This window comes from Acetobacterium sp. (assembly GCF_030652775.1).
GTDB lineage: Bacteria > Bacillota > Clostridia > Eubacteriales > Eubacteriaceae > Acetobacterium.
In genome coordinates, this window is sequence record NZ_JAUSPS010000056.1 from 39,357 (window position 1) to 52,287 (window position 12,931).

9 protein-coding genes are annotated in these 12,931 nt (G+C 44.2%); 8 read left to right on the forward strand and 1 reads right to left on the reverse strand.

The annotated features are described in order from the left end of the window. The first annotated feature begins 393 nt into the window (after nt 1-393). Genes Q7J41_RS10305 through Q7J41_RS10325 form a run of 5 tightly spaced genes read left to right on the forward strand, consistent with a single transcriptional unit; the run spans nt 394 to nt 8,379 of the window. Nucleotides 394-2,484 carry a chemotaxis protein CheW gene (locus Q7J41_RS10305; protein ID WP_370651008.1) on the forward strand — a complete coding sequence of 697 codons (2,091 nt, stop codon included), beginning with the start codon at nt 394-396 and terminating at the stop codon, nt 2,482-2,484. A 34-nt stretch (nt 2,485-2,518) separates the two neighbouring features. Further along, nucleotides 2,519-3,040, forward strand: coding sequence for a chemotaxis protein CheW (locus tag Q7J41_RS10310; protein ID WP_304887765.1), 522 nt, complete (start codon nt 2,519-2,521; stop codon nt 3,038-3,040). Further along, nucleotides 3,024-4,748, forward strand: a complete 1,725-nt coding sequence (locus tag Q7J41_RS10315) for a methyl-accepting chemotaxis protein (RefSeq protein ID WP_304887766.1) — start codon at nt 3,024-3,026, stop codon at nt 4,746-4,748. Before Q7J41_RS10310 ends, Q7J41_RS10315 begins: the two co-directional genes overlap by 17 nt. Before the next feature lie 54 nt (nt 4,749-4,802). Beyond that, on the forward strand, nt 4,803-7,970 hold the full coding sequence (locus tag Q7J41_RS10320; protein ID WP_304887769.1) for a PAS domain-containing protein: 3,168 nt from the start codon (nt 4,803-4,805) through the stop codon (nt 7,968-7,970). Nucleotide 7,971: 1 nt separating this feature from the next. Further along, complete coding sequence (locus tag Q7J41_RS10325) at nt 7,972-8,379, forward strand: response regulator (protein ID WP_304887771.1); 408 nt, start codon at nt 7,972-7,974, stop codon at nt 8,377-8,379. 66 nt (nt 8,380-8,445) lie between these two features. On the opposite strand, the gene Q7J41_RS10330 is transcribed toward Q7J41_RS10325, so the two are convergent. Then, nucleotides 8,446-8,847, reverse strand: coding sequence for a bacteriohemerythrin (locus Q7J41_RS10330; RefSeq protein ID WP_304887772.1), 402 nt, complete (start codon nt 8,845-8,847; stop codon nt 8,446-8,448). A gap of 212 nt (nt 8,848-9,059) precedes the next feature. Between Q7J41_RS10330 and Q7J41_RS10335 the strand changes: the two genes are divergently transcribed. The 3 genes from Q7J41_RS10335 to Q7J41_RS10345 all read left to right on the forward strand — a co-directional run bounded on the left by Q7J41_RS10335 (nt 9,060) and on the right by Q7J41_RS10345 (nt 12,819). Then, a complete protein-coding gene (locus Q7J41_RS10335; protein ID WP_304887775.1) occupies nt 9,060-9,887 on the forward strand; it encodes a protein-glutamate O-methyltransferase CheR in 828 nt (275 codons plus the stop codon). A gap of 57 nt (nt 9,888-9,944) precedes the next feature. After that, the gene (locus Q7J41_RS10340) at nt 9,945-11,603 is read left to right on the forward strand and encodes a leucine-rich repeat protein (protein ID WP_304887777.1); all 1,659 of its coding nucleotides are present in this window, start codon (nt 9,945-9,947) and stop codon (nt 11,601-11,603) included. 223 nt (nt 11,604-11,826) lie between these two features. Then, the gene (locus tag Q7J41_RS10345) at nt 11,827-12,819 is read left to right on the forward strand and encodes a sensor domain-containing diguanylate cyclase (protein ID WP_304887778.1); all 993 of its coding nucleotides are present in this window, start codon (nt 11,827-11,829) and stop codon (nt 12,817-12,819) included. Nucleotides 12,820-12,931: the final 112 nt, after the last annotated feature.

Here is a 12,931-nt window from a genome sequence, read left to right on the forward strand (position 1 = left end):
AAATTATGTGATAAAAAGGGCGTTTTTTCGTCTGATCCGTTTAAGCGGGATCGGATCGGAAAAACGTTCTTTTTTAAAGTGTTTTTAGAGTATGATTCGGCGTCATAATTTATGATGAAACGGACTATAAATACTGAATTGTTCGAAATATTAACGGCCAAATCATTTTTTTGTTTAAAATGAATAAATCGGTGTATAAACAACAGGGAATGGACCCTGATTGGGTTTAAATGAAATTGACGTGTTGACCGATCTGGTGGTCATACTATTTAGGCTATTTAAGTTGGTGACAAACCGGGCAGGTGTTTTGTGCGGATGAATGATTCAAAATAGTTTCAGAAAACCGAAGTACGTGAGGTGAAGAATGTGACAAAAAATTTCGAAAACGAACCGATGATGGAGGTCTACATCTTTGAAACGACCCAGAATCTAGAACAGCTGGAGCAGGTTATCATTTGCAGCGAAAAAAACGGCGGCTTTAGTCCCGATGATGTCAGCGAGATTTTCCGATTTATGCATACCATCAAGGGATCTTCAGCGATGATGTTGTTCAACAACATCGAAAAGGCGGCTCATGCGGTGGAGGATATTTTCTATTTTATCCGGGAGCAAAAACCCGAGGGCTTGGATTTTTCGGCAGTATCCGATCTGGTGCTGGAGTGTGTGGATTTTATTAAGGCCGAAATTTACAAAATCACCAATAAAAATGAGGCTGATGGTGACCCCACCAAGCTGCTTGATTCCTTCAACTTATTTCTAAATGAGTTGCGGCGGATCTTTGGGGAAGAAGATCCGCAAAGTCGTGGCCAGCCCCAAAAACAGCAGTACTACATCCCCCAGGAGAAAAAACAAGGCCCGCCTGCCGATGAAGATCGGTTAAATAAAGAAACCGGGGATGGTTCCTGCTATCAGGTCATTATTCAATATGAAGACGACTGCACGATGGAAAACATCCGCGCTTACACCCTGGTGTTTGGTCTGGCTGAGCTGGTTGAAGAGATTTATTATCTACCCGCTGATATTGCCGAAAATCACGATACTGCCGCCTACATCCGCGAGAATGGCTTTGAAATTTATTTCAAAACCGAGCTGGGCTATGAAGAGATTAAGGCTCATTTTGAAAACGTTATTTATGTCGAACAGCTGCTGTTTCGGGAAATCGAAGATGAACGACTGGATCCTTTCCGCAGGAGTCAGAACAGGGGACAGCCCCGGGAGACTTTCGTCCTATCGGAACAGGAGAGCAGTAAGCCGGCCAATCCCAGCCCGGCTTTTTCCGAAGACACCCAGAAAAACAATCCCAGCGCCGCTCAGAAGATGATCAGCGTCAATGTTGATAAGCTCGATAATCTGATGAATCTGGTGGGGGAACTGATGATCACCGAATCGATGGTGACTCAGTGTCCCGAGGTGGAGATGATCCAGTCGGAAAACTTTCACAAGGCTTCCATCGAACTCCATAAGATTACGGTGGAGCTCCAGGATATGGTGATGGCGATCCGGATGGTGCCGCTATCGACCACCTTTGTAAAAATGAACCGGATCGTCAGGGATATGTGTAAAAAGTTGAACCGTGAGGTGGTGCTGGATCTATCCGGTGAAGAAACCGAAGTGGATAAGAATATCATTGAACACATCTCGGATCCGCTGATGCACATTATCCGCAATGCCATTGATCACGGCATCGAAAGCGAGGATGAACGGCTGGCCATGGGCAAGGAAAAAGCTGGCCACATCCTGCTGGAGGCTAAAAATGTCGGCAGTGATGTCCTGATTGTGATCAAGGATGATGGTCGCGGCCTGAACAAGGCTCGGATCCTCGAGAAAGCCCGACAAAATGACCTCCTGACCAAACCGGAAGAAGAAATGAGCGATCGAGAGATCTACAAACTGATCCTTCTGCCGGGATTTTCGACAAAAGAAAGCATCACTGAATTTTCTGGTCGGGGAGTCGGTATGGATGTCGTCACTAAAAATCTGGAAGAGGTGGGGGGCACGGTACTGGTCGATAGCGAAATGAATCGGGGCACCACCATTACCTTGAAAATTCCGCTGACTCTGGCGATTGTCGAAGGGATGAATATCCGGGTCGGAAAATCCCGCTACACCATCCCGATTACTACCATTTCCGAATCCTTTCGGCCAGATCAACAAGATTGTCTGATGGATCCGGACAACAATGAAATGGTGATGATCCGGGGACAATGTTTCCCGATCCTGAGACTGCACCAACACTACCACATCAAAAATGCCGAAACCGATCTGACCAAGGGCATTCTGATTATGGTCGAACAGGAGGAAAAGGTGGTCTGCGTATTTGCCGACGAGCTCTTGGGTCAACAGCAGGTAGTGGTCAAATCGCTGCCTAATTATGTCAATTCAATGAAGAAAATTCTTGGACTGGCCGGCTGCACCCTCCTCCCCGATGGCAGCATCAGCCTGATCATGGATATCAGCGGTCTGACTGGTTTGCGGGTTCAATGACAGTATTTAATCTGATTTAGATAGGAGTTGTACGATGATCAAAGAAATAGCTGAAGAGCTTGATCAGGACGACGATCAGCAAGGGATGTATTTAACTTTTGAGCTGGCCAATGAGTATTATGGATTGTGGGTCGGTTATGTTACTGAGATTATCGGCATCCTGCCGTTTACCGAAGTGCCGGAACTGCCAGCCTATGTCCGGGGGATCTTTAACCTTCGCGGCCGGATTATTCCGTTAATGGATATGCGGCTGCGGTTTCAAAAGAAATTCGTAAAATATGATGAGCGGTCGTGTGTGATTGTCATCGATGTGGCCGAAAATACTGTCGGATTGATTGTCGACAGTGTCTCCGAGGTGATTACCTTTTCCGAAGCGGACATCATTGAACAGCCGATGCTCAGCTCCGGAGTCTCCAACCAGTTTGTCAAAAGCATCGGCAAGGTGGGCAATGAGGTCAAACTGCTGCTGGACTGCGACAAATTATTATCCAATCATGAAATTGAAACAATAATAAATGAGAAAGATGAGGGGTACGTAGATGAAATGGTTTTATAATCTGAAAATTGGCACAAAATTGATTCTCGGTTTTGTTATAGTCGCATTGATTGCCGGCGGGATTGGGGTGATGGGAGTAATCAACATCAAGACAGTCGACCGCCAGGATACCTATCTTTATGAAAGAATGACCGTGCCATTTGGCGAACTGATTTATATAACAGAATCGATTAAAGTGATCGGTAATGATATGGATGATATTATTTTATCCGGAAATAGTGATGAAATCGCCCGGCTTGAAGCCAGTATCCAGGAACAGAATACAGTGTTTGACACCAATTTGAAGAGTTTTCAGACAACTTTGGTTTCTGAAGAAGGCGTCAAACTGATGGAAAGCCTTTTTTCTCAAAAAGAAAAGATGGACAAGGCCATAGCTGAAATAATTACCCTGGTCAGACAGGGCAAGCAGGCTGAAGCCATTGCCCTGATGAAAAACGGCGATTTTGCCAGTGCTGCTGCTCAGATGGATAGCGATTTTGCACGAATAATTGAAATCAAACTCAAGGTGGCCGCAGAAACTGCCGCCGGTAATACCGCCATTGCCAATTCGTCCACTTTCATGACCATTGTATTAATTGTTATTGGGATGATCCTGTCCATTGTTTTGGGTATTTTTATTGCTTCAACCATTAAAAAACCCGTTCTTAAAATAGTTGATGCCTCCAAACGCATGGCCGACGGGGATCTGGATGTAACCATTGATATTGGTACCAAAGACGAAATGGGTGATCTGGCTAGTGCCTTTAATCGCATGGCCGCCAATATCAATGAGGTGATGGTCAATATCAACGAAGCCACCGAACAGGTTGCCTCGGGTTCCCGACAGGTTTCTGATTCCAGTATTTCGCTATCGCAGGGTGCCACCGAGCAGGCCAGTTCGATTGAAGAACTGACCGCATCCATCGAAGAGATTGCTTCCCAGACCCGGCTTAATGCCGAGAATGCTGATCAGGCCAATCAGTTGGCCGAAGATACCAAAGAGAATGCCAGTCAGGGAAACAGCCGGATGCAGCAGATGCTGGGCTCCATGGAAGATATCAGCGAATCATCCAACAATATCTCTAAGATCATTAAGGTGATTGATGAAATCGCCTTCCAGACCAATATTCTGGCTCTTAATGCGGCCGTAGAAGCAGCCAAGGCCGGACAAAACGGCAAAGGTTTCGCCGTGGTTGCGGTAGAAGTCAGAAACCTGGCCGCCCGGTCAGCCAGTGCGGCCAAAGAAACCACCGCCCTGATTGAAGGCTCGATTAAAAAGGTCGAAGGCGGTACCAAAATCGCCAATGAAACCGCTGCAGCGCTCGTCCGAATTGTCGATTCCATTGAAAAGGTCTATGGCTTGGTTACCAATATTTCAGTAGCTTCCAATGAACAGGCCATTGGGGTGGAACAGATCAATCAGGGTATTACGCAGATTGCCAATGTCGTTCAGGCCACCTCGGCTACCTCCCAGGAAACCGCCGCCGCCAGCGAAGAACTGGCCAGTCAGGCGGAAATGCTCAAAGAGCAGGTAGCCCGCTTTAAATTAAAACGGGGGGGCTTTAGGGGTGCCGAAAGCTATGAAAATATGAGCCCGGAAATGCTGCGGATGTTCGAAAACATGAAAGAACAGAACCGTCAGACCGTAAAAAAGCGAAGTGACTATGGCGGTCATGTGCCGGCGGCCAAAACCATCATCCTCAGTGATGATGAGTTTGGCAAGTACTGAACCGCAAATCATGGCACTATTATTATCTAAAATCTATTTGTCTGGAGAAATCTAATGGACGAAATGAGACAGCATATTGAGAAAAAGGATAAAGCCTGGCTGGTATCAACTCTGAATAGCGCTGGTGATGCGATCATGACTTGTGAGGTGGATGATCGGTTGGATTTTGCCAATGCCGAGGCATTAAAGATTCTCGGCTTGGATTTGTCTGAAATACTGGGTAAGCCGTTTTTGGATGTCTTCAAAGTATACCGGGATGGTCATGAAGGGTTGGTTCAACTCTGGCCTCGGGAGCAAATGGACGGAGTGCTGGATAATATCGGCTTGCCGAGACGTTCTTACTATTTAAAACCTGATCGTAGCAAATGCTATCTGTCCGCCCACTTGTCCCCGCTGTTATCAGAAAGTGGGGACTACATGGGAAAGGTGGTGGTATTTCGGGATATTTCTAAAATCATTGAAACCGAAAAAGAAATCAAAAAAGAACGAAATAATTTAAAAATAATGTTTGATCTGCTGCCCACCAGCATGATGGTTGTAGATGATGACCGTTTAATCAATCGGGTCAACCGGGCTTTTCTTAAAACCTTTAATCTCGACGCATCCCAGGTCATCGGAAAGGCCTTTGGTGATGCCCTGGGATGCGTATTCTGTACAAATGGCGGCTGTGGTTATTCGCTTAACTGCCAATTCTGTCATTTCCAGAATACCGTTATCGGCGTTCTAGAAAATAACAAAATGGTCCGGGATAAATCCATCAAAGTCAATTTTATGAATGGTCGCAACGAAGAAAACCGCTATTTAAATGTCAGTGTCCTGCCGATTATCACCGCCAAACATAGCGAGTACATCGTTACGATGGAAGATATAACCGAGCAGGTTTATTATGAAAAGGGATTGAAAGAAGCGCGGGAATCCAGTCTCGCAATTTTAGACAGTTTACCGGTGATGATTTATCGGATCGACCGCGATCATCGTTGTGATTTTATTAATCAGACCTTTAAGGCTTTTATGAATATTTCACGGGAGTCCTTTCTGGCAGATCTGCGCCTCCACATGAATACTACAGATCATAGCCGTTTTATTGATACCCTAAAACGGTTCCTCAAAGAAAAGTCGAATTTTTATATGGAATTAGAACTGCTGGCGCCAAATAACACCTACCGTACTTTTCGGGTGATGGGACGGCCTTTCTATGATAAAAATCAGGAATACGCTGGGATGATTGGCCTGTTTTTGGATATTCATGATGAACGGTTTGCTGAAGAGCTGTTTATTAAAAGTCAGAAAAAGTATTTTTCGCTATTCAAATATATGGATAGCAGCATTTCCTATTTTAAAGCACTATATGATGGCAATCAAAAACTCATCGATGCCGAACTGGTGGAAATGAATCTGGCCACCGAAAAACTATTTGGGGTTAAACGAGACGCAGTGATCGGTCACAAGCTGTCCGAAATGGGCTTTCTGGAAATTGAAGAAAGCCAGGGACTGTTCAATCGCTTCCAGGAAGTCCTCGCTCACGGCGAAAATATTCATCTGGAAGAATACTACATGATCCGCTTAAAAAAATGGGTGGAAGGTTCCATTTACAGTCCCGAAGCTGGTTACATTGCCGTGCTGGCTTCGGATATGGACAGCAAGAAAAAAACCGAAATCAAGCTGAAACAGGCGATTGAACGATCAGAAGAAGCCAATCGGGCAAAAAGTGAATTTTTGGCCAATATGAGCCATGAAATCCGTACCCCACTGAACGGGATTGTCGGGATGATTGATCTGACTGCCCTGGAACCCCTTTCTGAAGAACAGCAGGATAATCTGCGAACCGCTAAGGGTTGCGTGACTTCACTGATCGGGATTATTAATGATATCCTGGATTTTGCCAAAATGGAGGCTGGCAAACTGATGATCAATCCGGGCAGCTTCAACCTTATGGATCTGATCGAATCCACGGTCAAAGCTCATAAAAAACACGCCCTCGAAAAATGTCTGGAGATGACCATCAGCTATGAAAACATCATCTCGAATTATGTTATCGGTGACAGCATGCGGATAAAGCAGATTATTAATAATATCCTCAGCAATGCGATTAAATTCACTAATGTCGGATCCGTTAAAATCACCGTCAGTCAAGAAGTGCTGCCTGATAAAATCGATGAAATCATTCAGAAGATCACCATCACTGATACCGGAATTGGGATCGCAGCCAAGGACTATTCGATGCTGTTCAAGAGCTTTACCCAGATTGATGGTTCCTACACCAGGGAATATGGGGGTACCGGTCTGGGGCTGGTCATTACTAAACAACTCCTCGAAATGATGGATGGGAGTGTGACCTTTAGCAGTCAATTAGGGGTTGGTAGCACTTTTTCTGTTTTGCTGCCGATGTTTACCACCAAAAAACTGGGCGAGACAGTCACGGAATTTTGCGAGGCGGTCAGCTTTTCCGGGGATCGGGTGTTACTGGTTGAAGATGACCGGGTCAATCAGCTCGTCATCACAAAGATGCTCGAAAGTTTTGACGCAACCGTTGATGTGGCCGAAAACGGTTTAGCCGGTGTTAAAGCAGCGTCACGAAAAAGCTATGACATCATTCTCATGGATGTCCAGATGCCAGTGATGGACGGGATCAAAGCGACTCAGCTGATTCGCAGATTGGAGAAAAAAACGGAACCTGATTTTACCGCAGACGAAGTGGAATCGCCACTGAATCGCAAAACCCCGATTATTGCCCTGACGGCCTTTGCCCTCAAAGGGGATGAAGCGATTTTTAAAGCCAGCGGTATGGATGGTTATTTATCTAAGCCCCTGGATCGCTACCAGATGCAGATACTCTTAAAAGAATATCTTGGGAAGAAGGAAAAAGACGAGATAAAACAGCTTCAAACGATGATCAACAGCTTTTATGAAAAAGAAAACGAACGCATTGGATCTGGTTCGGCCGGGGCGTTAACGGTTGATGAAAAAGAAAAACGGGATGTCGATCAGAAAATTGACAGCCTTAAGCTGCTGTTGCAACAGGAAAACCTTGTTTTAATGGAAGTCATTGCCCATCAGCTGAAAGGGATCTTTGAAAAAATGAATGCCGAGGAATTAAAAAATCTGGTTTTTAAAATGGAGCTGGAAATCAGAAAAGACCGGGTCGAAAAAATAACTGGGTATTTAAACCAAATTGAAGAAAGCTGGCGGCTGATGCATGCCGGTAGCGAGTGGGAGAATTGAGATGAAACGAATTTTAATCGTCGAAGACGATATGGTCAGCCGGAAATTTTTAATGAAATTTTTAAGCCAATACGGTGATTGCGATCTGGTAGTCGATGGTCTGGAAGCCATTGATGCTTATCTTTTGGCTCTCAAAGACGGGTTACCCTATGATCTGATCTGTCTTGATGTGATGATGCCAAAAATCGATGGTATGCAAGTTTTAAAAACGATCCGGGATCTGGAACGACAGAAGGGCATCCCGGAAAATGAAAAAAGTAAAATTATCATGACCACGGTGCTGGGGGAAACTCAGATTGTTCAGTCAGCCTTTGATTATGGCTGCAATGCCTATGCATCAAAACCGATTGATATGCCAAAAATGACCGAGGTACTGGGTAAGATCGGTTTTATTGAAGAGCTGGTTTAGCGGGGGGGTGCCACTCTCCACACATAAAAAAAAACCGTAATCTCAGACGAGACTGCGGTTTGCTTTTTAGAGGGTTTTAGCGTAGGTGCCGATTTTTTTATCCATGGTGGAAATATGTTTGGTCAGCCAATCAACGATCATCTGATTGGCACTGATGATCAGGGTAATGTTTCCGCCAGATGCCTGGAAATCCTTTTTAAGTTTTGCTAATTCGGCAATAAAATTTTTATGAAGGGTCTTTTGTTCTTCAATACCAGGGTAGTTAATTTTTGTCATGTAGGCTTCTTCGTCGCGGAAGTGCTGTTTGGTATAGTCGTCAAGAAAATCAAACAGCTGAGCAATAACTTCCTTGGATTTTCCGGTTTTACCGGCTTCAAAAAGCTGATCCGCCTTTTCAAACCAGATTTTATGTTGTGAATCAATGTTGTCTACGCCGACTGATAATGCAGGTGTCCATACGATTGCCATGTTCATTCTCCATTCTAAATTAGATTTATTCTATTATAGCTTTTATTATGGCGGATGACAAGCTTAATTTCGATAAAGTATGGGGATTACTTAGCAAATTCAGTATTTACTTTAGCGATGGGCTGGGGTAAACTATTCTCAGGTTTCACCAATACTTCTGCCCTTTCAGGCCATGAGTGAAGCAATGAAAACAGGATTGAGGATGTGGGAAAATGATTCAAATCACCGAAAAAGAATTTGCGATGTTAACGGAGTATATTCACTGCGAATATGGCATCGAGTTAAAAAAAGAAAAGCAACTCCTGCTCATGGGCCGGCTTCATAAGCTGCTGGTCGAGCTAGGATTTGATAGCTTTACCGACTATTATCATTATTTGATTTCAGATACGACCGGGGAAGCCAGTTCGGTGCTGATCGATAAGGTTTCGACCAACCATACTTTTTTTATGCGGGAGCCCGAGCATTTTGATTATTTCAAAAATACGGTTTTGCCATACCTCAAGAAAAAGAAGGAACAAGAGAACAATCGCGATATCCGCTTGTGGTGTGCGGCCAGTTCCACTGGCGAGGAACCCTACACCCTGGCGATGATTATGGCCGAGTATTTCGGAGCCGACGCTCATCATTGGGACAAAAAGCTGCTGGCTACAGATATCTCAAATAAGGTTCTGGATACCGCTAAGAAGGGTATTTATGACAAGGAGCGGATTCAAGCTCTGCCCCCCAACTGGAAACTGCGATATTTCAAGAACTTTGATAGCAGCCAGATGGTGGTGGTGGATGAGATCAAGAAAGAGGTGATTTATCGCCGCTTTAATCTGATGACGCCCACCTTTGTATTTAAGAAAAAGTTCGATGTCATTTTCTGCCGCAACGTGATGATTTACTTTGATCAGGCCACCAAGGATCGACTGGTGGAAAAAATGTATAATTACACCGAACCAGGGGGGTATCTGTTTATTGGTCATGCAGAATCCCTTAATCTGAAACAGACAAACTATAAATTTATTATGCCAGCTGTCTATCAGAAGCCAATTTAAGGTGCCTGATATCATTTGGTGGGTGCAAAGAGATACAAAGATATGGAGGAATCGGTTATGAAACAACAGAATATAACAGCAGCAGGGGATTGGACTAAAAAGCAATATCGGCTAGTCGATCGTTTTTTACCCTTGTCTGGAGCGCCGCTGGAGTGGCCGCTCTTGTTAACCATTATCCGGAGGGTTGCCCCTCAAAAGAAGAGCGTTGCAGAGCTGACCCGGGAGGCACTGTTAAAAGAATATGCCCCGGCGGGGGTGTTGGTAGATCACCTGGGAAATATTTGCTATGTTCATGGACATACCGGATTGTTTCTGGAACCGGCTCAGGGTTATTACGGGTTAAGTAACGTCTTAAAAATGGCTCGCAAGAAATTGCGCCGAGATTTAAATACCACCCTGTATAAGGCTGTTACCACGCAGTTAGCGGGGGAGTCCCCATTACTGTCAGTGAAACGAAACGGCGAAACCATCAACCTTAAAATCAGGGTGGTTCCGCTGCTGAAGAAAGCGTCAATGGATCAGGATTTTTATCTGATTATCTTTGATCAGCGACCCGATCAAAAAGCGCAACCGGTATTAACCGACAGCATTGCCGAAAGCATCAACCCATTACCTGTCAACCGTGAACTGATGCGAATCAATCACGTTATTGAAACAAAAGAAATGGAATTGTCAAGTTTAAACAACGAGTTGGAAACCACCCGACGAGAACTGGAAATTTCCAGAGATAAATTAAATGTGGTAAAGGCGAATATCCAGGCATCGGAAACGGAATTGCTGACCCTCTGCGAAAAAGTTGATGAATCCAAAGATGCGCTGCAGATTCTCAGCGCTGAGTTATTCGACGCTCGAAGTGAACTTGAAGCCAACCAGCCCGTTGCCGAAATCATAACCCCGGAACTAAATCCTGTCCGCGAAGAACTGGCCACCTTAAAAAACGAGTTCATCTTGATGAACCAGACGCTGGATGATAAAAAAGAGGTTTTGGGAAAATTGGATGCGACCCCTAATACCACCGCCGACTGGCCATTAGCCGTTGATCTGAAAGCGGTTGGCGAGCCTGAAAAAGAACTGCTTTTTAACAATGCTGCGGAATTTCAGGCGGCGGCAAATCACGGATACCGCCATGACAATGAGATAAAATCAGTGCATATTCCTGAGGGCGTTGAGGTTGTCAAGCGAAGCATGTTTTATAAGTGCACCCAATTGGAAACGGTAACCTTTCCCAGTACCCTGAAAGCCATTGAAGATTTTGCCTTCTACGGTTGCGAAGCCTTGAAACAAATCGACCTGAACCGATGCAAAGTGCTGGAAGTTATTGGCACCTCGGCCTTTGAAGGCTGTAAATCGATGGCTGGACTGGTAATTCCGGATGCTGTGATCGCAATTGAAGAGGCGGCATTTTTGGGTTGCCAAGGGCTCGAAACAGTGGAATTTCCCGGTGACAGTCAATTGGAAGTCTTAGGCAGTCATGCGTTTAAGGATTGCGAAAAAATAAAATCAATCATCCTGCCAGAGCAGTTAAAGCACATCGGCATCAGCTGTTTCTACAGCTGTAAAAAGCTGTTTGAGATTCACCTGCCCAGAGAATTGGAGACGGTCGGGGAATATGCCTTCTTTGGCTGTAACGCCTTGGAAAAAATCAATTTACCTAATAAAAAAATAGTTAAGCAACCGGGATTTTCAATCGGATTTCCAGAAGGCGTCAAAATCTAGGTGGATAAAAAATCAGCTGAACTGCATGATAATTGACAAAAGTTAAAAAATTCAGCCGTTCGACAGATAATTTAGCCAAGGCGATATGCGGTTAAATAAATTACCGGAGAAAAAAGTAGAATCTTAACTACGGAAATGTTACAATGTACAGTGTGTTCTGGGATAATTAGGAATACATTTTGATTGAATCTAAGATTAAAATAATTTTGGAGGTTGAGGCTTAGTGAGTAAAAATATGAGCGTGGTTAATATTGAAACAATTAATGAAGATAATAGAAAAAAAATAGAAGAACAGTCATTTGAAGAGGCTGTCCTAGCTTTGACTGAAAAATTGGAGTTAGCAAATAGTCTGCTGAAGACGATTCTTGAAACAACCCATGAATTTCTAGTTTTTGGACTGGATCGGGAATACCGTTACCTGAGCTTCAATAATCGCCATAAAGCCATGGCGAAAGAGCAATGGGGCGTTAATATTGCCATCGGAACCCGGATTCTGGATATCATTGATAGTAATGAAGAACGTGAGAACTTACGGGGTTTTTTTGACCGGGTGCTGGCCGGAGAGCAGTTTTCTTCCCTTGAAGAATACGAAAGCGAGAACGGCAATGTGGTGGTGGGAAAAAACCATTGGGCGCCGATCAAAAAAAGCAATGGCGAAATCATCGGCCTTGTCTGCTTTATTCAGGACGTGACCGAGAATAAGAATTTTATTAAAGATATGTTAAAAGAGAAAAACAGCCTCGATCAGAACATGGAATCATTGTCTTTTTACGACCAGCTGACCGGGGTTTATAATCGCCGATTTTATGAAAAAGAACTGGAACGCATGGATGAAGAGCAATATTATCCATTATCCATCATTTTCATGAATATCAACGGCATGTCCAAGATCAATAACGAGTATGGGCATGCAGTCGGCGATATTCTAATGCGAAAAGCTGTTCAGGTTCTCAAATATGGGGTTCGGGGCGATGATGTTGTGGCTCGCTACGAAGGCGACGAATTTGTTATTCTGATGCCCAGAACTGAAGGTGCCAAGGTTGAACGGGCTTTGGAACGGTTTAAAAAGAATATGGATGAGGTCAAGGTTCAATCGATTAAATTATCAGTCTCTTTCGGATTCTATACCAAGTATGACGAAATGGATAAAACTGACGATGTTATCAAAACGGCGCAGCGGCAGCTGGAACGACAAAAAGAAATAGACGACATTTAGTCACTCAAGCAATCGATTCAAGAAAAGCTATTTGATATTAAAAAATCAAGTGTTCAAATTCAACCTCTGATAAATAAGATTTAACAATTCTTTATCTTTGCGTGCGTTGCCC